Source organism: Ensifer sp. Root558, assembly GCF_001427045.1.
Classification (GTDB): Bacteria; Pseudomonadota; Alphaproteobacteria; order Rhizobiales; family Rhizobiaceae; genus Ensifer; species Ensifer adhaerens.
The window spans coordinates 359,809-383,103 of the sequence record NZ_LMGC01000001.1 but is presented as its reverse complement, the minus strand read 5'-3'; the positions used below and the strand labels follow the sequence as shown (position 1 = coordinate 383,103).

Below are 23,295 nucleotides of genomic sequence, written 5' to 3'. Positions count from 1 at the left end.
GCTCCGCAATTGCGTTGTCAGGGGCGGAAACGCATCCTCCTCGCCTCCGGATCCGTGCTTGCGTCCACGCGCAGGCCTTGAGCGCGCGGGCCCGCTTTTCACCCCGCCCCCGCCTTCACCAGCCCCTCGCGCAGATGCTGCAGGTCCTCCTCCTGCGCATAGTGCATGGTCGCCAGAAAGGTCTCGATCTCGAAGCTCGGCGCCAGCGCCTTGACCTTGCCGATATGCGCGCCCGCCGCAATCGCATCACCGCGCCAGCCGTGGCAGGCGGCGACGAAGGCGTGCTGGGTCTCGTCCATCGAGGTCAGGTGCATGAAGGCCTCGATCGCCTCGCCATATCGGCGCGCGGCGAAATGCGCCTTGCCGAGGTGGCTCCAGAAGCGTTCCGGGTGGTGCGGGTTGAGGCGCATCGCCTTCAGGATCCATTCCGCTCCCTCCTCCGGCCGGCCGAGCCAGGTCAAGAGTTCGCCCTGCTGCACCACGACGAGGTCGTAATTGGGGTTGAGGAACAGCGCCCGCTCCTGGTGATAGCGCGCCGTCTCAGTTCGTTGGTGTTGACGTTGACGGCGGCAAGGATGCGATGCACGTCGGCGTCGTTGTCGTCGAGCGCAAGCGCCCGTTCGAGCTCGGCATTGACCTCGGCCCAGGTCGCCTCCTTGTCGGCACACCAGCCGTAGACCCAGGATTGCCCGAGGATGCAGGCCCGCCAGGCATGCGCGTGGGCATAGCCGGGATCGAGCGAAACGGCACGGTCGATCAACGCCTGCGCCTGCCTGTTGTCGTCGGCACTGCTGCGGTGATGCAGCACCTTGGCGGCAAGCGCACATTCATAGGCCGCCATGTTGGCCGGCTTGGTGCGCGAAAGCTGGTCGCGCTGGGCGGCCTCCAGCCGACCGGGCACGGTCGCGGCGATCGCCGCCGTCACCTCGTCCTGAATGGCGAAGATGTCGTCGAGCTGCCGGTCGTATTTGTCGGCCCAGATGTGTGCGTCGTTGACCGCGTCGATCAACTGGACGGTGACGCGCACCCGCTCGCCGATCTTGCGCACGCTGCCTTCCACCAGATATTGCGCCCCGAGGCTGGCAGCCACCTCGCGCACGTTGACCGACTGGTTCTTGTAGACGAAGGAGGAGTTGCGCGAGATGACGAAGAGCTCATGCCTTCGCGAAAGCTCGGTAATGATGTCCTCGGTCAGCCCGTCGGCGAAGAACTCCTGGTCGGGATCGCCGCTCATATTGTCGAAGGGCAAGACGACGATCGTCGGTTTGCAGACGCCCTTTTTCGCTTCGCTCCCTCCCGTCGAGGCCGGAAGGTCCAGACCCTCGAGACCGACGCGGTAGAGGCGCACCGGCCGGCTGATGTTCTTCAGCGTCTTCTCTCCGAGATCTTCGATCGGCAATTCCAGCCGGTCAGCCACTTGTGTCGCCACCGCCGCTGTCACGCAGATGCCACCGACCTCGGCCAGCTGCTCGGCGCGCGCGGCAATGTTGACGCCGTCGCCGAAGATGTCGTCGTCCTCGAAGATGATGTCGCCAAGATTGATGCCGATGCGGAATTCGATCCGCCGGTCCTCCGGCACATCGGAGTTCCGCCTCTTCATGCGCTGCTGGATCTCGACCGCGCATTTGACCGCATCGGTCACGCTCTGGAATTCCACCAGCAGCCCGTCGCCGGTGGTCTTGATCAGCCGCCCCTTGTTCTTGGCGATCGCGGGATCGATGAGCTCGATGCGGTGCGTGCGGAGCCGCGCAAGCGTGCCCGCTTCGTCGGCCTCCATCAGCCTGGAGTAGCCGGCCATATCGGCCGCCAGCACTGCGGCTAATCTCTGCTCCATGGGCTTGCCAAACACGTTGAAAAGCGGCCCGTTCCGGACTTCCGGACCTAAGAGATATCCGATCCGATATTATCGCAGCCTGAAACGATCTCCTACCTAAATTAGCAAATGCAAAAACCAAAAGGGGGCGCACATGCGCCGGCGCTCGGCAGCGGGCGGTCCCGCAGGCCTTGGCGCATTCCACTTGACAATACTTGCCTTAGGCAACTAATTATCTGATCAAGGCAAACTCATAAAGGCATCCCATGTCTCCGCAGCAAATCGATGACCGCGCCCAGACGGTGCGGCACTTCAACCGCTTTTACACCCGACTGATGGGCCTGCTGCACGAGCATCTGCTCGCCAGCGCCTTCTCGCTGACCGAAGTCCGCATTCTCTATGAGTTGGCGCATCGCTCCGGTCTGACGGCGAGCGACCTCTGCCGCGAACTCGGCCTCGATGCGGGATATCTCAGCCGCGTCATTACCGGCTTCGAGAAGAAGGGGCTGATCGAAAAGACCCGTTCGCCGGCCGACGGCCGGGTCACGCAACTCGAGCTGACGGACGCGGGGCGCGTGATCTTCCAGCCCCTGGAAGATGCATCACAGCGCGAAGTCGTCGCCATGCTGGAGAAGCTTTCGGTGCCGGAACAGAAGCAGCTGGTGGGCGCCATGGGCGAGATCGAAAGCCTGCTTGCCGAGGAGCGTACGCCGGGCTTCATCCTGCGCGATCCGCAGCCGGGCGACATGGGCTGGGTGATCCACCGGCAGGGCGCGCTCTATGCGCAGGAATATGGCTGGACCACCGCGTTCGAAGCGCTGGTCGCCGAGATCGTCGTCAAATACATGCACGACTACGATCCGAAGTCGGATCGATGCTGGATCGCCGAAAAAGACGGCAAGGTCGTCGGCTCGGTATTTCTCGTCCGCCACGATGAAACGACGGCGAAGCTGCGCCTGCTCTATGTCGAGCCCACCGCCCGGGGCCTCGGCATCGGCCGTCGGCTGGTCGAGGAATGCATGCGCCACGCCCGCCTTCTGGGCTACCACCGCATGATCCTGTGGACCAATGCCGGCCTCGACGCCGCCCGCCACATCTACGAGAAGGCCGGCTTCGCGCTGATCGAGGAAGAACAACACCACAGCTTCGGCAAGGATCTCACCGGCCAGATTTTCGCGCGGGACCTGTAGGAACGGCAGGCACGCCATCCGCTTGAAGATCGAGAAGGCCATTAAGAGGCGTCTTCTGCTGGCCTTGCAGGAAAGCGGCGGTCCGTCGGTCACGCCCCCGACGACGGCGGGCTTCGGCACCAGGCTTATCGAATTCTCCGTGAGAAGCGAATTGGGCGCGCGCGTGGAACTGAACTATGCACCAAAGGGTTTGGCAGCAGAGATCGCTACGCCCCTGTCACCGGTCTCCAAAGACAGAGACTGGTTTCATGTCCAAGTCCGTGCTTCTCGTCGAGGATGAGTTCCTGATCGCCATGGACCTTGAGCTGCTGCTGGAAAGGCACGGCTGGCATGTCTTGGGACCCGCCGCGACGGTAAAGCAGGCCCTGCAGCTCTTGCGAAGCGCCGAGCCGGCGGTGGCCATTCTGGACGTTACCCTGAAAGACGGCACCGTGACGCCGGTGGCGGAGGCGCTGCGGGCGCAGAGCGTGCCCTTCGTGCTTGCCAGCGCCTATGAAAAGCCGGAGCAGGTCGGCGGAGAGGTTCTGGCGGGGGTAGTCAATGTCGGCAAGCCGGCGGATACGCGGGCGTTGCTGAGCGCTCTGGAGCAGGTGATGCAAACGTGATGCTTGCGCAGTCCGCGTCTGCCTTTGGCCGATAGCCCTCCAACCGCGAAGAAACGTCGATCCACCGCGGCGGCCACTGGAAAAGCCCGGGAGCCGACCGAGGTGCCGCGCTGGTGCTTTCACTCGGTAGCGGACGCCAGTTGTCGGCCGGTCGATATGCCGGTGACGAGGCTGAACGTCCCTTCGCCGAGACGATAAAATCCATCCTGCGGCACCGGCAGCTCCAGCATTTCCCGCCTGGAGAGGCCGGCATAGACGCCGCGCAGCAACCGGCCGAACAGCCCATGGGAAATCGCGACCGTCGGCCGCCGGATATCCGCAAGCCAGCTTTCCGCCCGCGCACAGGCGGCATCGAAACTCTCCCCATCCGGCGAACGGAAATACCAGTCGAAGACATCGGAACCATCGAGTTTGCCCGGATACTCCATGTCGATCTCGAACTTGGTCATGCCATCCCAGCAGCCGACCGAAACCTCCATCAACCGCGCATCCTCGCGGCTCGCAAGCGGCAGCACCCGCTGCACCCTTTCGGCGGTTTCGCGGGTCCGTCCGAGCGGGCTGACATGCATCTCGAACGACGGCACCTCATCACCAATCTCGGCGCGAAGGAGGTTGGCGACAGCATCTGCCTGCTCGACGCCAAGCCTCGTCAGCGGCGAATCCAGCTGCCCCTGGAACCGACCGAGCGTGTTCCAGACGGTTTCGCCATGGCGGAGAAGATAGAACAAGAGCTGGCCTTTCCATGAGCCTGTGGCTGGCGCAGGCAGCTAGATCAGGTCGCCAAGACAATGTCGAGCACTGAGCTTGCGCTCCCGTCAGGCGATACGACGCTTTTCCAGGCCACCCCTCTCGCACAACACAAAGGATCGTGTTCAGTTTCAGCCGCAATCAAGGAAGGCATCGATGTCACAACGGTACATATGGACGTTAGCTGCTCACATTGGGCGCAAGCTCCAGCGTGCCTCTTCCGGCGTCCGCTGAGCCGGAAATAGCGGCGAACTGTGCGCTTCTCCGCCATGAAGACGTCGCGGGTATCGCTGCTACGGTCTATCGATATGAGCGACAGATCCAAAAGGACTATAATGTCCGTGTCGAAATGTGGATTTCCAAGGAAACCGGGTTGCCGCTAAAATCCCATTTCAGGGCGCTGCCTCTCGATAACATCTCTGAGCGCCGTCTGACCTACACCTACGGCGATGACGTAAAGGCACCGATTTGAGGCGGCAAAGCTGCAGCGGGAGGATCGTGAAGGTTGCCAAAACAATCGTTCACGATATCGCCTTTATCATCATCGCGTACATCGTGTTTCAGGTGGTTATGGCACTTGCGATCGTGCCGTCATTGCTTTGGGCTCAATGGACGAAGTGAAGCGCTTCCCCTTCAATCCACCGGATCCAAGATATCCGGCGTATCGTTCTTCGGCGAGCCGACCTTGCTGCCGATCTTCCACATCGTCATGAGCTCAGGCGGAAACGGCTTCATCAGGTCAGGGGCTTCCGGCTCCGGCGAAAGCCAGCGCTCGTAATCGTCGGGATGCAGGATGACAGGCATGCGGTCGTGGATGTCGGCCATCATCGCGTTGGCGTCGGTGGTGACGATCGCAAAGGTGCGGATATCCTCGTCGGTATCGGGGTTCCGCCAGCTCTCCCAGATGCCGGCAAGGCAGAACGGCTCGCCCGTTTTCATGGCGATTGCATAGGGCTGCTTGTCCTTGCCGGTCCCGTGAATGTCCTTCCATTCGAAGAAACCGTCGATCGGCACCAGGCAGCGCCGGCGCTGGTAGGACGAGCGGAACTTGCTGGCGATCGTGTCGGAACGCACGTTGACGAGCGGCCTGCCCGCCTTCGGATCCTTCGTCCAGCTCGGGATCAAGCCCCAGCGGGCCGAGACGAAGACCGGCCCGAAGAGATCGGGATCGCGGATCACGTCGCGGATGATGATCGGATAGGTGAGCGTCGGCGCTCCGTTATAGCGCGGAAACTGGTTGGCGATCGTCTCGACGCCGCCACGCTCGGCAAAGCCGAAGGCGCGCAGCACCCCCTCCAGATTGGTCTTCAGATAGACGCGTCCGCACATGGTGGCTCCTTCCGCCCGCGGCTGCATGCATAGCTATGGCTCCGCCGGAATGCGTCAACACCGTCACTTTGCAAGTACGGCATTTGCAAGCGCTACGGCATCTTCTCCACGTCGGGCAGCTTCCAGCTTTTCTCGAACAGCGGCTTTTCCGGGCCGTAGAGCCTGAAAAGCAGTTCGAACTTGCGGGCAGGGTCGACGGGCACGAAGTTCGCCTCCTTGCCCGCAGGCGCCTTGGCGCCGAAATAGACGTCGACCGAGCCGTCGGCATTTTTCTTCACCCCCTCGCCGATCGAGGCGACGCTCGCCTTGTCCATGTTGCGGATCAGCGCATGGGTCTCGCGGTCGTAGGCGGTCACCGACCAGTACTGCTCGACCGGCGCATCCTTCGGCACGACGAGGCGGTAGTTAGCGCCGCCGTCGAACGGATTGCCGTCCTTGTCCTTGTTGGCCATCAGGTAGAACTGCGCCGTGCCCAGCCGCTTGATGCCGGTGAAGCCGAGCGTATAGGTCACGCCTCGGGCATCGACCGGATAGAGACCGGGATCGGCATAGGCCTCCGAGGCGGCCTTCACCATGTCCGGCAACCCGGCGGGGAACCAGCGGATGCCCTCGTTGATGACAGGAAAGCCGGCGTCATAGCGCGCCGAAAGCTCGGCTCTGGCTTCGGCCGCCGCCTTGTCGAGCAGCGCCTTGGTTTCGGCGCTTGGCTGGAAGGGCTTGCCCTTCTCGATGCCGAGCGTCTTCAGCTGGTCGATCATCGCCCGGTCGCGCTCGAGCCACGGCTCGGTCTGGACGACCCGGTTCAGATTGTCGAAGAAGCTGGCGTCGAAGCGGATGGTGCTGTCGAACAGCACGTCATAGGCGTCGGTAAAGACCGTTTCCGGCGGCTTGTCGGTCACCGGCATCGGGTAGATCTTGATCTTCTTGCCATAGGCGACCGACTTTTCGATATCGGCGTCGGCATGGCTCTTCAGGTTGGAACGCAGCAGAGCAAATCCGGTGAAGGTGTCCGAGCGAAGCGGAATGAAGCCCTCCGGCACCTCGCCCATGTAATCCGGCGGCAGGATCAGGTACTTGCCGCCCTTGCCCTCGTCGGCGCCATGCGGGCCGGCATCTTCGAGCGGCATCTGCCAGGCGTTGACGATGTTGCCGGCGATCGATCCGCCCTCGGCCGGTGGGATCTCGATGACGATGGGCCCTTCCTTCACGTTCCAGAAGGACATGAAATAGATCGAATCCGGGTTCGGCGTCAGCGTCTGGTTCTTCCAGTTGACCGGGCGAGACCAGTAGACGACTTCGTTGGCCCTGGCCTTCGTCGTCGAAAGCATCGTCTGCAGCATCAGGTCGGCATTGACCGCCGGCATGCCCCAGATCACCGCCTCCGTCGCCCGGCGGGCGATCGCGCGGTCCCGGAGTTCGGCCGGCAACATATCCTGCGCCGCGACGTTCGTCGCGCCGGCCAGAAGCACCACCCCTGTGAGTATAAATCGCAGCATGCCGAATCTCCCTCATACGCCGCGGCCGGCGGCCTTGAAATCTCTCGACCGCCGCTGCCTCGCAAACTCCATTGCGGGCCACCAATGCGAAATTTAGTGCGAATGCATGCCGAGCAGTAGACCCGTTGCGTGCGACGCGCGGAAGTACGTTACGGTTACAGCCGCAAACACAAACGGCGGCGATCGGCCGGCGCATCACCGCATCCTCATCCCCTTTGAAAAACACCGCGTCACTTGACATCGGACCAAAATAGGTAGATCGGTCTACCTAATAGATTGGAGAAAGCGATGAGCGACAAGGCGCCGGCGCGCGAGCGGCTTTTGAAGGCGGCAGCCGAACTGTTCTACCGGGATGGGGTCGGTGCCACGGGCATCGATGCGATCACCGCGCATGCGGGCGTCGCCAAGATGAGCCTCTACAACAACTTCTCGTCCAAGACCGATCTGGTGAACGCCTATATCGAGGCGCGCCACCGGGAATGGCAGGAGCTTTACCGCGAGCGCCTGGCTCATGCGGCAACGCCGAGAGATCGTGCGCTGGCGATCTTCGACAGCTATGTCGACCACGCTGAAATGGCCTATTCCTGGGGTTTCCGCGGCTGCGGGCTCCTGAATGCCGCAGCCGAGCTTTCGGTCGGCGATCCCGCCCGCGACATCGTCGCCTCGCAGAAGGACGAGGTGGAAACGCTCTTCAAGCAATATCTCGCCGAGATGAAGCCCGACGCGGGTGCCGCCATCGACGAGACGGCGGAGCACCTCTCCTTCCTGCTCGAAGGCGCGATGTCGCGTGCCGGACTCGACGGACATGACGCACGGCTGAAGACCGCGCGCCGGATCGCCATCTCGATCATGGACCAGCTATGACCTCCCGAAATTCCGCTTCTCTCGTCGGCTTTGCCTGCGTGCTCACCGCCTCCGCGCTCTGGGGCACGACCGGCACCACCGCCACCTTTGCTTCAGGGGTCAGCCCGCTTGGCATCGGCGCCGTCGCCATGGGCCTTGGCGGCCTGCTCTTGGCGCTGACGGCGCTGCATTCGATCGTCAAAAGCAGGGCGAAGATCGCCGCGCAGTGGCCGATGCTGATCCTCGGCTCGCTCTCGGTCGCGATCTATCCGCTTGCCTTCTACTCTTCCATGCATCTCGCCGGCGTCGCCATCGGCACCGTCATCTCCATCGGCTCGGCGCCACTCGCCGCTTCGCTGATCGAGCGCATCTTCGACGGTCAGAAGCTCACCACTCGCTGGTTGCTGGGTGCCGCCGCCGGCCTTGGCGGCGCCGTGCTTCTCACCTTTTCGGAAAGCCACGGCAGCGCCGGTGCTGCCGACGCGACGGCGGTCCTCTACGGCATCCTGCTCGGCCTGGTCTCCGGCCTGCTCTACGCGCTCTATTCCTGGGTGGCGCGGCGGCTGATGCAGGCGGGCATTCCGCCGCGTGCCGCCATGGGCTCGATCTTCGGTGTCGGCGGCACTCTGCTGTTGCCGGTGCTCGCCTTCACCGGCGCGCCGCTTTTAGCGTCGTCGACCAATGTCGCCGTCGGTATCTACATGGCGCTGGTGCCGGTGCTGGTCGCTTACGTGCTCTTCGCCTATGGCCTCGCCCGCGTGTCGGCCACCATGGCGACCACGCTGTCGCTGCTTGAACCGGTCATCGCCGCCGTGCTTGCCGTCGTCATCGTCGGCGAGCGCCTGCCGGCCGAGGGCTGGGCGGGCATCGGGCTGATCGTCGGCTCGCTCTTCATCCTCACCCTGCCGATGCCGGCCCGGCGCCGCCGCGCCGAACGCCCGCGATCCGCCGCCGCCATCGACGCGGCCCTCCCCAGCCGCTAGAGCCGGAACCCTTGATATGAGCGACGTCGCTGCGCTGCCTTCCCGCCGGCCAAACCGGATGTGGGCCGTCGTCATCCTGATCCTGCTCGAGGCCGCGCTGGTGATCTCCTGGAGCGCCGGCTTCGTCGGCATCCGCTTCGCCATCGATCACGCGCCGCTCTTCCTGATCCTCTTCTGGCGCAGCCTCGTCTCCGGTCTCATACTGCTGCCCTTCGCCCTGACGGTCGGGCCAAAGATCCGGTTGCAGGACGCCGTGCCGCAGATGCTCTTCGGCGCGCTTGCCATGTCCGGCTATCTCGCGGGCTTTGCGCTGGCGATTTCCTATGGCGTGCCCACTGGCCTCGTGGCGCTGATCACCGACATGCTGCCGCTTGCCGTCGCCATCCTCTCCTGGCCGGTCCTCGGCCAGGCCTTGACCGCCCGCCAATGGCTCGGCTCCTTCATCGGGCTGACCGGTGTCTTGATCGCCTCCGGCTGGTCGCTCGATATCGGCAACGTTCCGCTCTGGGCCTATGGCCTGCCAGTTCTCGGCACCCTGTCGCTGGCGCTGGCGACCCTGCTGCAGAAGCGCAGCCCGGCGGGCGCCATGCCGGTGCATCAAAGCCTCTCGATCCAGTGCCTGTCGGCGGCAGCGATCTTCGCGCTCTTTTCCTGGCATGAGGGCAGCGTTCTGCCGGTGCTCGATCCGGGCTTTGTCGGCGGTATCCTCTGGCTCGTTTTCGTCGCCACCTTCGGCGCCTGGAGCCTCTATTATCTGGCGCTGAAAAAATCCTCGCCCGCCCGCGTCACCGCCATCCTCTATTTGAGCCCGCCCGTGACGATGATCTGGGCCTTCGTCATGTTCGGCGAGCCTCTCTCCTGGGCCATGGCCGTCGGCCTCGCCGTCTCGCTCGTCGGCATCGTCATTGTCGCACGAGCACAGCAGCCGGCCGGCGGCCAAAGTCCGGCGCACGCCTAGGAAAGCCATCCACTGACCGCTTGCATCTTGTGGTGGTGTCTGCGACAGCTTCGCCAAAACCACCGGGGGACAGCGGCCATGAGCTTTTCCGAAGTCAAACCACGTCACGTGCTCTGCCTGCTCGGCGGAGAACGCCCCTTCTCCCACCTTTGCGAGATGATCCAGTCGGCGATCGACGATTTCGCCCTGGGTTTCGAGATCGACTATACGTTTTCCGAGGACGCGCCGGATGACCGCATGCCGATATCCTTCGAAGTCTGCCGGGATCGCGTCAAGAAGGGTGCCTGGACCGAAGCCGACGAAGAGGCCGTCAGCGACCATCGCTCGGTCATCTATGTGCTCGGCCCGCCGATGACGGCAGAGGATGCGGTCAAACATTCAGTCATCGCACTTCGGCTGGTCGCCCACACCCTCGATAACGGCATCGTCGCCGCCAAGGGCGAGAGCGCCGGCGTCGCCCACGGCGTTGAGAGGTGGAAAGAGCTTGCTCGCGACGCCGAAGGCCAAACAGGCGCTGCACTTGCCCGCCCCTGCCGCCTCGCCTTTGCCAAGCGGCCGATCGGCACCGACGAACATCTCTACAGCATCGGCTTCCATCTGGTCGGGATACCCGAAGTCTACGCGCCGAAAACCCTCTCCGACGACGAACTGGCCTTGAGCGCGTTGATCGACACCGTTGCCGACGAAGTCTTCAGCGACGGCGTCGAGACGGTGCTGAAGCACCGCGGCGCCCAATTGCTGCCCGTCGACGCCTATGACGAGGACGAGTTCAAGTACAATCCCTTTGGGGCCATCCATCTGGCGTCATAGATTCGAACCGCCCCAGCAATGAAGGTACTTATGCCAGCGTCAGATCGCGAGAAACGACTGCTCCTCAGCGTGCAACGCGCCTTGCTCGGAACAGTCCCGCCGACGATATCGGCCGTAACGTGCGGCTGGAACAACGACAATATCGTCCTCGAGTTCTTAGTAGACTCAGCTTTTGACGATGAAGATCGAGAACGTTGTGAAGTTGTTGCAACTGAGGTGGTCGCGGATTTCAGCTATGAAACGATAACGTCTGTCTTCACGGTACAAGCTTCCGGCGGACCGAAGACCCCAGTCGAAGAGCGGTGGTGGGCATACCGGCGATCTTAGCCGAATGCGCTGACAACAGGAGTGGCACCTCGTCAGGCAAGCCTCTGTCGCTTGGCACTTTTAGGCGTGAGCTAGAGGTACCGCTTGCATCGTACTTCGATTCGTAATAATTGAAGTTACATGAAAAAAGACAGCCGCCTTTCCTCCGTCCTGCACGCGCTCCTGCACATGGCCGAGCGCGGCGAGCCCTTGACCTCGGACGAGCTTGCCATGTGCATGCGCACCAATCCGGTGGTCGTTCGTCGCACCATGGGTTTCCTGCGCGATGCCGGCATCGTTTCCTCCGCCCGCGGCCATGCGGGCGGCTGGGCGATCACTGCCGATCTCAAGACCGTGACGCTCAGGCAGTTGCACGAAACACTCGGCGAACCCGCGATCTTTGCCATCGGCAACCGGCAGGAAATGCCGGAATGCCTCGTCGAACAGGCGGTCAACGCCGCCCTCGATACCGCCTTTGCGGAGGCCGAGGCGCTGCTGCTCGACCGCTTCGCCCACGTGACCCTTGCCGACCTAGCCGAGGACTTTGCCCGGCGGCACCGGCTCCGATCGCACTGACAGCAGCCGATCGATCCGTCCTGACGTGATCGATCCCGACACATCCGATTACACCGGGACCGCATAAGCGGTTTCCGGCCGGAACCCTATTGCCCAAAGCCCGGGTCGAGACACTGGTTCAAGAAACCGGTGGGCTGGCCTGCGCCCAACCGAAAGGAAGACCCATGCAACAGGACGTCATCATCATCGGCGGCAGTTATGCCGGCATGGCCGCCGCCCTCCAGCTCCTGCGCGCCCGCCGGCGCGTGACGATCATCGACGAGGGCATTCGCCGCAACCGTTTTGCCAGCCATTCCCATGGCTTCCTCGGTCAGGACGGCATCGACCCGTCAGAGATTGCCGCAACCGCGCGGGCGCAGCTCTCCAAATACCCCACGCTCACCTGGATCGACGGCCGTGCCGAGAAAGCCAGCGGCAAGCAGGATGCCTTCTTCGTTACCACCGCTGACGGCGCCTCCTTCGAAGGCCGGCGCCTGCTCTTTGCAACCGGCGTCAAGGACGGCCTGCCGCAGATCGAGGGGCTGACCGAGCGCTGGGGCAAGAGCGCCTTCCATTGCCCCTATTGCCACGGCTACGAGCTGAACCAGGGCGAGATCGCCGTCATCGCGGCAAGCCCCATGTCGATCCACCAGGCGCAGCTCATTCCGGAATGGGGCAAGGTGACCTTCTTCACCAATGGCGCCATCACCCTCGACGCCGAAGGCCGTGCCGATCTCGTCAGGCGCGGCGTGACCATCGACGAAACCCCGGTCGCACGGCTCGAAGGCCATGCCGACGTGGTGCTGACGGATGGCCGCCGCCTGCCCTTCGCAGGCCTTTTCGTCGCCACCCGCACCACGCCCTCATGCGACATCGCCGAGCGCTTCGGCTGCGAGATCGAGGAGACCCCGATGGGCCTGCAGATCCGGGCGACGGCCGCCAAGGAAACCACCATTCCCGGCGCCTATGCCTGCGGCGACGTCGGCCGCGTTCCCCACTCCGTCTCGCTTGCCGTCGGCGACGGCGCCTGGGCCGGCGCGCAACTGCACCGCTCGCTGGTGTTCGGATAGAAGGCACACCGAGCAGGGACGCTGGCATGAAGGAATACCGAACGGACGCAACCGCATTGCGCCGTTCGGCTTCCAGCCTTGCCAAATCGACGGCCTCTGTGCTTCGTTCGCTGCAAACGCGAGTTGGAGCCGCCATCGATGCCCATTGCCCTCACCTGCTTTCAGGGTCGCGCCGGCGATCACAACGACCTCGGCATTCCCGGCGCGAAGTCCGTTGCCGCCCATCTCGCCCGAAAACTCGGCCTCGAAACGGTCACGGTCGGAGATCCGGAACCGGCGCTGAACGGCCACTGGGCGGTCGAGCTCGAAGCCGCGATGCCGGCTCTGAAGCGCATGCGAGATCGCTTCGATGTGGTCTACGCCGAGGGATCGTTTTCGCTGGCAGCGACCAGCCGCTGTGCCGTCTCGCTCGCAACCCTGCCTGCCCTTGCGAGGCACCACGGCAATGCGGTCGTCGTCTGGTTCGACGCCCATGGCGACCTCAATACGCCTGAGGCCAGCAGCACCGGCTATCTCGGCGGGCTGGCGCTGTCCGGGCCCTGCGGCCTCTGGCAGTCCGGTCTGGGCGGCGGGCTTTCGATCGAAAATATCGTGCTCGTCGGCCAGCGCGACCTCGATCCCTTCGAGGCCGAACTCATCGAGGCGAAGCGCATTCCGCATATTCGTCCCGGTGCCAATCTCCCGCAAAGGCTGACCGAAGCCGTCGCCGGCCGACCGGTCTATATCCACCTCGACTGCGACGTGCTGAGCCCCGGCATCGTGCCCACCGACTACCAGCATGAAAACGGGCTGTCGCTCGATGACCTGCGTGCAGCCTGTGCTGTCCTTGCCGGGAGCGAAGTCGTCGGGCTTGAAATCGCCGAGTTTCAGAATGCTTGGGAGGAAGGCGGCGATCCGGTTTCGCCCGAACCGCTGATCGAGGCGCTGGAACCGCTTTTGCAGAAGCTGCGCCGCTGACCTGACCAGAGCCTGCCGGCAGGTTTGCCTAACCGCAGGGGGCTCAGCCGGCCAATCCATCGGCGGCGGACCCCCCATTGCGCTAGGTCGGTTTGGGCGTAGCATGGATATCCCGCTCGCCTTCGGTATCGGCCGCCATGAAGCTCGGATCGACCCTTCTTGCCTACGTCTGCCTTTTCTGCGGGAGTGCTTCCGCCGAACCGCTCCGGGTCGATCTCGAACTGGTGCTCGCCGTCGACGTTTCCTATTCCATGGAACTCGACGAGCAGCGGCTGCAGCGGCAGGGCTATGTCGCGGCCTTCCTGGAGCCCGCCCTCATCGAGGCGATCGAGAATGGTCCTGTCGGCCGCATCGCCGTCACCTATGTCGAATGGGGCGGCTCGGCGGTGCAGGCCACGCCCTGGACGCTGATCGACGGCCGCGGCACGGCCTCGCAATATTCCGAGCTGCTGCGGCGGCAGCCGATCCGGCGGATCGCCTTCACCTCGATCTCCAACACGCTGGCCTTCACCCGACGGCTGTTCGACTACAGCCCCTTTGAGGGCAGCCGCCGCGTCATCGACATCTCGGGCGACGGTCCCAACAATTCCGGCGTCCCCGCCCCTGTCGCCCGCAATTCCACCGTTGCCCGCGGCATCACCATCGACGGCCTGCCGATCATGCTGAAGACGCACGCCGCCTCGGACTCCGCCGCGATCCCCGATCTCGACGCCTATTACCGCGAATGCGTGATCGGCGGCGACGGCGCCTTTCTGGTGGAGGTGACGGACAGCGGCGAGTTCGCCCGCGCCATCCTGCGCAAGCTGATCATCGAAATCTCCGGCCTGGAGATAAGCCGCCTGTCGCCCGAAACGGTGCGCGCAGCCCGGTTCGGTGAGGGCTACAATTGCTTCATCGGCGAAGAAATGCAGGAGCGGATGATCGGGCGGTAGGGCAGGTCTGCCGCCCCATCCACAGCCGACAACGAAGAAGCCGTTGACTCTAATTAGGCGCCTTATTATCTGTCGCCTTATGACAATGCTGGAACAAAAACACCGGGCCATGTTGCAGGAAGCCGAGCGTCGTGCGGTCGCCGAGACCGGCAACATGCGCGCCTGCTTCGAACTGCTGGCGCTGTCAGGCGCGATCGACCGGGATTGCGCCACAAGACTGGCGCCCCACCGGCTTTCGGAAGGCAAGTTCGTTATCCTCTTCCTGCTCAACGATCAACCCGAGGGCCTGTCGCCGCACGAGCTTGCCGATCGCGCGGGCGTGACGCGCGCCACCATCACCGGGCTCCTCGACGGCCTGGAGCGCGATCGCTTCGTCGAGCGCCGCTCGGGCCTTAATGACCGGCGCAAGATCGCGGTAATGCTCACCGAAACCGGCCGCAGGACTGCCCGCGATCTGCTGGGCGAACACAGCGCCTGGATCGCCTCGCTGTTTGCCGGTTTCAGCGCCGATGAACACCAGACGTTCCACCGGCTGCTCAAGCGCATCTGGCAAAATCTGGAGACCGGCGCCACGCCCAAGAACACGCCGGAAACACAGACGTGAGCGAGAGCAAGACCAAGAAACGCGGCGCCAGCGGCATTGGCGCCGAGCGCCTGGCGCAGCTGAACGCCGGAGCGCAAGCCATCACCTTGACCGAATGCCTCGCGGTCGACTTCGCAGCGCTGATGGGCAACATCGTGCCCGGCATCGACGACGATGCCCTTGCCGAGATGACATCGGCCGCGTCGGCCGGCATCTCCCGGCGCATGCCGCTTGCCGCCCGGCTGATCGGAGAGCGCCTCGGCCCCTCGACTTTCGAGACGCTCAAGCAGCATTCCTCGGACACGGTGCGCGGCTGGGCCTGTTTCGTGGTGGCGGCCAGAGAAAACATGACCCTCGCCGAGCGGCTGGCCGCGATCCGGCCGCTGGCCGACGATAGCCATTTCGGTGTTCGCGAATGGGCCTGGATCGCCGTTCGCCCGCATCTCGCGGCCGATCTGGATCAAGCGATCGCCCTGCTGGCGGCAGAGTGGACATCAGATCCATCCGAGCGCATCCGCCGTTTCGCCTCGGAATCCATCCGCCCGCGCGGCGTCTGGTGCGCCCATCTCTCAGTGCTCAAGAAAGAACCCGAACGCGCGCTGCCCGTGCTCGAGCCGTTGCGCGCCGATCCCTCGCCTTACGTGCAGGATTCGGTCGGAAACTGGCTGAACGATGCGGCCAAGGATCGGCCCGAGTGGGTCCAGGCGCTGGCGGCACGCTGGTCCGCCGAAAGCTCAGGACCCGCGACATCGCGCATCTGTCGCCGCGCGCTTCGATCCATCCCCACCAGATCCAGTTCCGGAAACGCTTGAGAGCGCCCGGAATGGCATAACCTCAGACTGACAACAAGAAAGCAGACTATGCCTCACTACCTGACCGAACTTTACAGCGCCAAGCCGGCGTGGCTCGCCCTTCCCCGTCAGGGGCGCCAGCAGTTCCTGGCCGCGATCGGCTCCGCCATGCCGGGCCTGTCGGCGCTCGGCGTCGAGCTCATCACCTTCGGCAAGGTCGACCAGTCGAAGCTGCATGCGGCATCGCAGACCTTCTTCGCCGTCTGGCGCTGCCCGGACGCGACAGCACTCGAAGCCCTCGTCGCCGGCATCGCCCAATCCGGCTGGCACGAATATTTCGACACGATCAACGCCGCCGGCCGCGGCACCGACCTTGCCGGCCACCTCGCCGAGCTCGGCGCGGCCGCCTGAGCCCCCACGCTATCCACCCCCTCAGGTCACGATCGGCTTGGGGGGCTGTAGAAAACGATCTCCGGATCGTTCTCGTCGAGATTGTCGATGTAGCCGCTCGGCCGGAACCCGGCCTTGACCAACAGGTCCTGCATCGGACGGTTCGACATGTTGGTCGAGCTGAAGAGTTTCGCGCCCGACGACATGGATTGAAAGTGGGCGATCAGCGTCCCAGCCAGACCACGCCGGCGCCAGGACGTCCCCACCATCAGCATTTCGATGAAGGCCTGGCCAAAGAAGTGGCGGGTCAGCACGCCATAGGCGGCAGCCTCCCCCTCGATCTCGATGAGATGGCAGCAGCCCTGCTGGATCCAGTCGGCAATGTCGGCGCGTCGCTTCAGATCGTCGGCCGCAACGCTGTCGATCGCGCAAAGCGCCGGATGGTCGTCCTTGACCGCAGGTCGAATTCGCATGGTTCAGCTCCCGGCAGATTTGGCGGGAAACTAGGATGTGGTGTCGCTGGGCGCAATCGCGAAAGCGCTATCTCAACTGCCCCTCTCGCGGCGGCAAGACGAAGTCGCGACCGGACCTCACTGCGACGGCGCGGCGCCCGAAAATCCCCGCCGCGTCCACTGAAAATCCACGACGTCCCCTGTTCTGTACCGGATCGCTCACTGTCCAAGGCCGATGTTCTTCGCCGGGTATTTCTTGAAGGTGGCGGCATGCGCCTTCATCTCGGCCAGCATCGAGGCGAGGAAGGCATTCATCCGGTGGCCGACGGGATATTCCTCCTTCGGATCGATGTAGAGATTGAAGAGCCACGGGGCGAGGCCAACGTCGCTCACCGTCGTCATGTCGATGTTCAGCCACTGGGCCTTGGTTTCCACCACCTTCACGTGGATCTTGTACTCGTACATGCGCATCGCCATCAGGTTCTGCTCGTTCCAGACGAACACCTTCTCGCGGTTCGAACGGCCGTCGTCGGCAAGCAGGAACGAGGTCTGGTCGATGCCGTCGATGTAGCGGTCGACCGGCACCTTGTCTCTGATGCCGCCAAGGCTCAGCGACGTGTTGAAGAGGTCCATCAGGTCGAAGAGCTCGTCGCTTTCGCGGCCGGGCTTGATCATGCCCTTCCAGTAGGCGATCGCCGGGATGCGGATGCCGCCCTCCCAGGCCGATCCCTTGGCGCCGCGAAACGGCGTATAGCCGCTGTCCGGCCAGCTATCGAGCTGCGGGCCGTTGTCGGAGGTGACGAAGATGAAGGTATTGTCCAGGACGCCGGCCTGATCGAGCGCGTCGACGATCTCGCCGATATAGGCATCCACCTCCACCACGTCGTCCTTGTAGGGGTACTTGCTGCCGCTCTTGCCTTCGAAGGCCTTGGAGGCGAAATTGTCGGCGTGCACTTTCATGAAGCAGTGTTCGAGGAAGAACGGCGCCGTTCCCGACGCAAGCTCCTTGATCTTCTTCACCGTGAATTCCTTGAGCATCCGATCGCCTTCGGCCATCTTCTCGATGCTGTCGATCTCTTCGACTTGGCTGACTGGCCCGCCCTTTACCGCCTGTACCAGCGCCGTGCTCGATCCGGTCTTCCTCAGCATCGCCAGCCGCTCCGGGTTCAGCACCAGATCGGGGTAACGCCGCTTGTCGACCCCTTGGGTGATTTCCTTCTCGGCCTCGTAGAAGCCGTAGAACTCGTCAAACCCGACCTCGTGCGGCCGCATGCCTTCGCTTTCGCCCACATGCCACTTGCCCGAGAGCACGGTCTTGTACCCTGCCCCACCAAGCAGCGTCGGCAGGGAAACCTCGTCGGCCCAGGGGTTCTTGGTGATCTTGTCGCCGGCAAGGATCGGCCGCGTCAGGCCGGTGCGAACCGGCAACCGGCCCGTCAGGATCGCCGAGCGCGTCGGCGTGCAGGTGGGTTGCGAATAGGCCGAGGTGAGCCTCAGGCCCTCGCGCGCCAACCTGTCCATGTTGGGTGTCGCAGCGCCGATCGCAGCACCTCCGCCATAGGCGCCGGGGTCGCCATAGCCCATGTCATCAACCACGAGCCAGACGATGTTCGGCCTCTTGCCCAGCCTGGTATAAAGCGTATCGAGCTTCTGTTGCGCCGCGGACTGCTGGTCGGCATGGATCAGCGCTGGCTCCTGCGCCTCGCTCGTGCGTATGGCCTGAGTCATCACCGATTGTGCCGGCGCCACTGTCGGCAACGCCACCAGGATCGCCGTGTGTAGGGCAAGGGCACGCAGATTCCGCAGGCACATCGCACGCTCCTTTTTGCGATCGAACGCAAGGAATTACGCAAGGGATGCCGCCGGACCTTGATCCGCGGCAAGAGGTGGCGGCCTTTTTACAAGCCGCCGGCGCTTTGCGTCCCGCCGCCAGCGGTCGCCGGCGGCGGAGTCTTTCCGCTCTTTACCGCGGCGCCAGGCTTTCCAGTTCGCCCAGCCGCTTCATCGCTGCCTGCTGCGCAAGCCAGCCATAGTTGATGCCGCTGGCGTTCAGCGTGCTGCCGGCCTGGTACGGATAATCGTTGAAGTCGGCGAAGAACTCCTTGATCTTGCCCTGGATCGGCACCAGCAGCCACATGTTGCGGGCGAGGAACTCGATCGCCCCGCCGCCGTCTTCCATGCCGCGCTCGTAGGGGTCCATGCGCAGGTTGGCGATGACGGCCCAGCTCGGCACCTCACGGGTGGCCGTCGCGATGTTGCCGTGGCTCGCCTGGGCGAAGCTCAGCTTCCAGTCGTTCCAGCGGATAGCGTTGAGGTTGCCGCCCTGGTCGAAGTAGTAGACCGAGTCACGCGGCGGCTCCTTCGCCTCGCCCTTCAACAGCCCCGTCAGGTCGTAGCCGTCGAGATGCACCTTGAAGGTCTTCGACGTGCCCTTGAAGCCCTTCTTCATCTCTTCCTTGACGTCGGCGATGCCGGCGGCGGTCGCAAAGGTCGGCAGCCAGTCCATCAGCGTCACCGGGTCGTTGATCTGCGTGCCCGGCTTTACCACGCCCGGCCAACGCACCATCATCGGAATGCGGAAACCGCCTTCCCAGGTCGTGCCTTTCTCGCCGTGGAACATCGTCTGCGCGCCGTCCGGCCACAGCGCCAGTTCCGCGCCGTTGTCGGTGGTGTAGAGCACGATGGTGTTCTCGGCGATGCCGAGATCGTCGAGCTGTTTCAGGAGCTGGCCGACGTGACCGTCATGCTCCACCATGCCGTCGGCATGGATGCCCTTGCCGGTCTTGCCGAGCGAGTCCGGCTTCAGGTGGGTGAAGACATGCATGCGGGTCGAGTTGAACCAGCAGAAGAACGGTTTGTCGGCCTTCACCTGCCGGTCGATGTAATCCTTGGCAGCCGTCAGGAATTCCTCGTCGATCGTTTCCATGCGCTTGGTGTTGAGCGCGCCGGTGTCCTCGATCTTGCCGTCGGCGCTCGACTTGATGACGCCGCGCGGGCCGAACTTCTTCTTGAACTCCGGGTCCTTCGGATAGAAGTAGCCTTCCGGCTCCTCCTCGGCGTTGAGGTGGTAGAGGTTGCCGAAGAACTCGTCGAAGCCGTGTGCGGTCGGCAGATGCTCGTCGCGGTCGCCGAGGTGGTTCTTGCCGAACTGGCCGGTCGAATACCCCTTGGTCTTCAACACGTCGGCGATTGTCGGCATCCAGTCCTGGATGCCGTGCGGGTCGCCCGGCATGCCGATCGTCAAGAGCCCGGTGCGGAAAGGCTCCTGGCCGAGGATGAAGGAGGCGCGGCCCGCCGTACAACTGTTCTGGCCGTAGCTGTCGGTAAAGATCGCGCCTTCGGCGGCGATCCGGTCGATGTTGGGCGTGCGATAGCCCATCAGCCCCATCGTGTAGGCGCTGATCTGCGGAATGCCGATATCGTCGCCGAAGATGACGAGGATGTTTGGCGGCTTGCCGCTCGCCGAAGAAGAGGATTGCGCCTTGGCAGGGCTTACCGAAGCAGCGCCTGCCACCAGCGACGCGGCTGCAAAAATTGTTCCACTTAGAAGGAGATCGCGGCGGCTGACATCCGTTACCCCATTCTCGGCCATCGCTGGCGCAGCCTTGTTATCGTCATGCATGCTCATCGTACTCTCCTAGTTAAGGCGATCGGAAATGCACTGCTGTCGAGGACCGGGCGGATGATGCGCGTGCGGGGGTGGGTGTCCAAGTACGTAACAGTTACGACGTGCCGGCTCGCAACCGTTACTGCGACGCGCGACGCGGGCAATCCGTTGCAAGCCCGGGTAGAACAGCACTGGCAAAACTCACCCAGCGTAACCTCTGACAGATTGACGCAATCGCCCATTCGGCCTCTGGCGCGACGCCCCCGCATGCCTATATGCAAGACGCCAAAGATAAGGGCCTGGGCCTGAGACATGGGCATTGAGACAGGGACATCGGGATGGACGACAACGACTTGCAGGGCCGCGCCGCTCATGTCGCAGCAATCCGCGAACGAGCGGAAGCCGAGATGAAGGCGATCGGCATCGATGCGGCCTTCATCGATCGTCTCGTCGAGACCTTCTACGCCCGCGTGCTCGCCCATCCCGAACTCGGCCCCGTCTTCGACGCCAGGCTTTCCGGCCGCTGGCCGGAGCACATGGACAAGATGAAGAGCTTCTGGTCGGCCGTCGCCTTCCGCAACGGCGCCTATGGCGGCAAGCCGGTGCAGGCGCATGTCGGCGTCGCCAACATGACGCCGGATCTCTTTCCGAAATGGCTTGATCTCTTTTCCACGACGCTCGACGACATCGCCCCGAACGGCGAGGCCAAGGCCTGGTTCATGGCCACGGCCGAACGCATCGCCCGCAGCCTGACGCTTTCGCTATTCTACAATCCGGCGATGGACGATCCGGCGCTGAAGCGCGGGTAATTGCCGAGGCCTTTACGCCCGATGCCGAAGACGGGCGTCAGGGTCAGGAACAGCGCAGCCGTGCTCACCGGCAGGCGCTTGAGGCCGATCAGGTAGAGCCAGAAGGCGAGCGCGTACTGGACGATGCCGGAGATCAGGGCGAGCGCCAGCATGCCCGCCCCCGCGGCGGCAAGGTCCTTGCCGATCGCCTGAGGCCTGACCCAGGCGAACAGGAAGACCAATCAGACAACACGACCTGCCCCCTTGGGTCAGAGCGAGCGGCCTGCAAACAAAATGTCCTCGGCCTCGTCGACCGACATCGCAAAGACCCGCTTGCCCAGTTCGAAGCTGAAGCCGCCCCGGGCAAAGGCGGAGAGCTCCTTGGCCGTACGCTTCTCGTCGAGCGCCGCCTTGCGGAACGGCCCGAAGGCGCGCTTTCGCGCCAAGACGACGGCCGCATAGAGATCGTCGGCTTCCGCCACCGCCGCAGCGACGGCGTCCCGTGCGACGCCCTTTTCCGACAGCTTCTGGGCGATCGCCCGCTTCGACTTGCCGCCGCGCATGGCCGAGCGGGTCTTGATCTCGGCATAAGCTTTGTCGTTGAGCGCGCCATTGTCATAGGCAAAGGTCACGGCGGCAGCCGCCAGCAGCTCCACCTGGTTCACGCTGATATCCTCGAACTTCTCCCGCGCCTTGCGCGAGATGGCGTCGAAGAGCTGCTTTTCCGTCAGCATCTGCCGCGCCAGCCGATAGGCCGCTGAATTGCGCGCCCAGGCATACATGCGCGGCGTCGGTTGATCGGATTGCGCTTGATCGTCGATGAGGTCCAAGCCTGCCCTGCCCTCGAATTGAACCATTGATGGCACCAGTCGATCCGCAGGATGGGATAGACGTCGCCCCAAGATGCGAAATGACCTGACTCTCCGCGACAAGGCAATTGCGCACCCGAGCCCACGACATGTTTTCCCGGCCTTGTTCCGCCGGCATGAGGGCGGCAGGCGCCCCTCAAGAGAGGCGCGCCTGAGGTAACCGCAGCAGGGCCTGCGCGGATCTTTTGATCCGCCGGCCGAGCGTTCCCGTCGTGATGCCCGAGCAAAGGCACCGGAAAGCGTGATGTCTATTCGAACTTCTCGGTGCTGTCGGCCTTGCCCTTCACCCAGTAGCCGGAAGCTTTTAGCCAGCTGAGCGGCAAGCCGCGCTCCTCGACGAGATGGGTGCGGATCGCCCGGGTGACTGCGGCTTCGGCCGCGATCCAGACGAAGGTGCCGGGCTCGAGCGCCACTTGACGCACGACGGCAAGCAGCGCTGACGGATCGTGCGCTTGATCGAGCGGGCGATAGGCCCAATGGGTGGTGAGCGCCGCCTTGGTGCGGAACTTCTGCCGCTCGTCCAGCCCGGTGACGGCGGCGACACTGGTGATCTGATGCCCCGCCGGCGTCTCCTCGATCCGCCGCCCGATCGCCGGCAGCGCCGTCTCGTCGCCGATCAGCAGCCATCGCGTGAAATCTCCAGACACGACCGCCGAACCGCGCGGCCCGCCGATCTCGAGCTTGTCGCCCACGGAGGCCGCCATTGCCCAGGCGGTCACGGGGCCTGCCTCGTGCAACGCGAAATCGAGCGCCAGAACGCGCGCGTCGGTGTCGTAGCGCCGTGGCGTATAGTCCCGGCGCTCTTCGGTGCCGTTTGCGCCGGGCACGAAGATCTTGATGTGGTCATCCGCCCCGAGGCTGACGAAGTCGGCGAGATCCTCACCGGAAAGCGTGATCCGGAGCATGCCCGGCGTCACCCGCTCGATGCCGGAAACGACGAGCGAGCGGCGCTTCAGCTCATGGCGAACACGCTCGATGCGCGGCGTCGGGAGATGGGAATAGTTGGGAGAATTGTCCATTTGCATCCTTTGGAGGGCCTCGAAAAGCTCGATCCGCAGGACACAGTCGCGCAGATCGAAGCCGCTTCTGGCCGTTCGATCATACGCGTTGAGTGACGTTAACGCTTACGTGGCCGGGGGTGGCCCGGTCATGTCACGTTCTAACTATCGGAAGGCCCCGCTTCGATCAATGCGTCATCTTGACTAAAGCACGAAGGTTTTA

23 protein-coding genes and 1 pseudogene are annotated in these 23,295 nt (G+C 63.8%); 14 read left to right on the top strand and 10 right to left on the bottom strand.

The annotated features are described in order from the left end of the window. Positions 1–98: 98 nt before the first annotated feature. Positions 99–1,834, bottom strand: a pseudogene (locus ASD63_RS01910) (adenylate/guanylate cyclase domain-containing protein). 245 nt (positions 1,835–2,079) lie between these two features. On the opposite strand from ASD63_RS01910, the gene ASD63_RS01905 reads away from it, so the two are divergent. Both ASD63_RS01905 and ASD63_RS01900 read left to right on the top strand, forming a co-directional pair. Beyond that, positions 2,080–3,003 carry a bifunctional helix-turn-helix transcriptional regulator/GNAT family N-acetyltransferase gene (locus ASD63_RS01905; RefSeq protein ID WP_034793110.1) on the top strand — a complete coding sequence of 308 codons (924 nt, stop codon included), beginning with the start codon at positions 2,080–2,082 and terminating at the stop codon, positions 3,001–3,003. A 248-nt stretch (positions 3,004–3,251) separates the two neighbouring features. Next, a complete protein-coding gene (locus tag ASD63_RS01900) occupies positions 3,252–3,608 on the top strand; it encodes a response regulator (protein WP_034793109.1) in 357 nt (118 codons plus the stop codon). A 119-nt stretch (positions 3,609–3,727) separates the two neighbouring features. On the opposite strand, the gene ASD63_RS01895 is transcribed toward ASD63_RS01900, so the two are convergent. From ASD63_RS01895 to ASD63_RS01880, 3 genes are all read right to left on the bottom strand, one after another. Next, on the bottom strand, positions 3,728–4,336 hold the full coding sequence (locus ASD63_RS01895; RefSeq protein ID WP_034793105.1) for a histidine phosphatase family protein: 609 nt from the start codon (positions 4,334–4,336) through the stop codon (positions 3,728–3,730). A 652-nt stretch (positions 4,337–4,988) separates the two neighbouring features. Further along, on the bottom strand, positions 4,989–5,684 hold the full coding sequence (locus ASD63_RS01885) for an SOS response-associated peptidase (RefSeq protein ID WP_034793099.1): 696 nt from the start codon (positions 5,682–5,684) through the stop codon (positions 4,989–4,991). A 92-nt stretch (positions 5,685–5,776) separates the two neighbouring features. Next, positions 5,777–7,180, bottom strand: coding sequence for a DUF1254 domain-containing protein (locus ASD63_RS01880; RefSeq protein ID WP_034793096.1), 1,404 nt, complete (start codon positions 7,178–7,180; stop codon positions 5,777–5,779). Between the two features lie 288 nt (positions 7,181–7,468). On the opposite strand from ASD63_RS01880, the gene ASD63_RS01875 reads away from it, so the two are divergent. From ASD63_RS01875 to ASD63_RS01825, 11 genes are all read left to right on the top strand, one after another. Beyond that, entirely contained in the window at positions 7,469–8,044 is a 576-nt protein-coding gene (locus ASD63_RS01875) for a TetR/AcrR family transcriptional regulator (protein ID WP_034793094.1), read from the top strand. Continuing rightward, a complete protein-coding gene (locus ASD63_RS01870) occupies positions 8,041–9,006 on the top strand; it encodes an EamA family transporter (RefSeq protein WP_034793090.1) in 966 nt (321 codons plus the stop codon). The genes ASD63_RS01875 and ASD63_RS01870 overlap by 4 nt, the downstream gene beginning before the upstream one ends. A gap of 16 nt (positions 9,007–9,022) precedes the next feature. Further along, positions 9,023–9,964 (top strand): DMT family transporter, encoded by a 942-nt coding sequence (locus ASD63_RS01865; protein WP_034793088.1) that lies wholly within the window; start codon positions 9,023–9,025, stop codon positions 9,962–9,964. 78 nt (positions 9,965–10,042) lie between these two features. Beyond that, on the top strand, positions 10,043–10,774 hold the full coding sequence (locus ASD63_RS01860) for a hypothetical protein (protein ID WP_051659265.1): 732 nt from the start codon (positions 10,043–10,045) through the stop codon (positions 10,772–10,774). A 447-nt stretch (positions 10,775–11,221) separates the two neighbouring features. Further along, a complete protein-coding gene (locus ASD63_RS01855; protein ID WP_034793085.1) occupies positions 11,222–11,656 on the top strand; it encodes an Rrf2 family transcriptional regulator in 435 nt (144 codons plus the stop codon). A 164-nt stretch (positions 11,657–11,820) separates the two neighbouring features. Continuing rightward, on the top strand, positions 11,821–12,705 hold the full coding sequence (locus ASD63_RS01850) for an NAD(P)/FAD-dependent oxidoreductase (protein WP_034793082.1): 885 nt from the start codon (positions 11,821–11,823) through the stop codon (positions 12,703–12,705). A 138-nt stretch (positions 12,706–12,843) separates the two neighbouring features. Beyond that, a complete protein-coding gene (locus ASD63_RS01845; RefSeq protein WP_051659264.1) occupies positions 12,844–13,662 on the top strand; it encodes an arginase family protein in 819 nt (272 codons plus the stop codon). Between the two features lie 137 nt (positions 13,663–13,799). Continuing rightward, positions 13,800–14,594 carry a DUF1194 domain-containing protein gene (locus ASD63_RS01840; protein ID WP_034793076.1) on the top strand — a complete coding sequence of 265 codons (795 nt, stop codon included), beginning with the start codon at positions 13,800–13,802 and terminating at the stop codon, positions 14,592–14,594. A 79-nt stretch (positions 14,595–14,673) separates the two neighbouring features. Next, positions 14,674–15,198 (top strand): MarR family transcriptional regulator, encoded by a 525-nt coding sequence (locus ASD63_RS01835; protein WP_034793072.1) that lies wholly within the window; start codon positions 14,674–14,676, stop codon positions 15,196–15,198. Beyond that, positions 15,195–15,989, top strand: a complete 795-nt coding sequence (locus ASD63_RS01830) for a DNA alkylation repair protein (RefSeq protein ID WP_034793069.1) — start codon at positions 15,195–15,197, stop codon at positions 15,987–15,989. Before ASD63_RS01835 ends, ASD63_RS01830 begins: the two co-directional genes overlap by 4 nt. Positions 15,990–16,037: 48 nt before the next feature. Beyond that, complete coding sequence (locus tag ASD63_RS01825; protein ID WP_034793040.1) at positions 16,038–16,379, top strand: DUF6616 family protein; 342 nt, start codon at positions 16,038–16,040, stop codon at positions 16,377–16,379. A gap of 26 nt (positions 16,380–16,405) precedes the next feature. Here the strand turns inward: ASD63_RS01825 and ASD63_RS01820 are convergent, their stop codons facing one another. From ASD63_RS01820 to ASD63_RS01810, 3 genes are all read right to left on the bottom strand, one after another. Then, positions 16,406–16,831, bottom strand: a complete 426-nt coding sequence (locus tag ASD63_RS01820; RefSeq protein WP_034793009.1) for a GNAT family N-acetyltransferase — start codon at positions 16,829–16,831, stop codon at positions 16,406–16,408. 198 nt (positions 16,832–17,029) lie between these two features. Next, positions 17,030–18,622: an arylsulfatase gene (locus ASD63_RS01815; RefSeq protein ID WP_082572751.1), complete on the bottom strand. Its 1,593-nt coding sequence runs from the start codon at positions 18,620–18,622 to the stop codon at positions 17,030–17,032. A 151-nt stretch (positions 18,623–18,773) separates the two neighbouring features. Continuing rightward, entirely contained in the window at positions 18,774–20,438 is a 1,665-nt protein-coding gene (locus ASD63_RS01810; RefSeq protein ID WP_034793006.1) for an arylsulfatase, read from the bottom strand. A gap of 317 nt (positions 20,439–20,755) precedes the next feature. Here ASD63_RS01810 and ASD63_RS01805 point away from each other — a divergent pair, with 317 nt between their 5' ends. Next, entirely contained in the window at positions 20,756–21,226 is a 471-nt protein-coding gene (locus ASD63_RS01805) for a truncated hemoglobin (RefSeq protein WP_034793003.1), read from the top strand. Here ASD63_RS01805 and ASD63_RS01800 read toward each other — a convergent pair. The 3 genes from ASD63_RS01800 to ASD63_RS01790 form a co-directional block, all read right to left on the bottom strand. Beyond that, the gene (locus ASD63_RS01800; protein WP_034793000.1) at positions 21,184–21,447 is read right to left on the bottom strand and encodes an EamA family transporter; all 264 of its coding nucleotides are present in this window, start codon (positions 21,445–21,447) and stop codon (positions 21,184–21,186) included. The two genes, ASD63_RS01805 and ASD63_RS01800, sit on opposite strands and share 43 nt — an antisense overlap. 27 nt (positions 21,448–21,474) lie before the next feature. Continuing rightward, entirely contained in the window at positions 21,475–22,062 is a 588-nt protein-coding gene (gene recX / locus ASD63_RS01795) for a recombination regulator RecX (protein WP_034792997.1), read from the bottom strand. Positions 22,063–22,322: 260 nt separating this feature from the next. After that, positions 22,323–23,093, bottom strand: coding sequence for a siderophore-interacting protein (locus tag ASD63_RS01790; protein WP_034792990.1), 771 nt, complete (start codon positions 23,091–23,093; stop codon positions 22,323–22,325). Positions 23,094–23,295 lie beyond the last annotated feature (202 nt).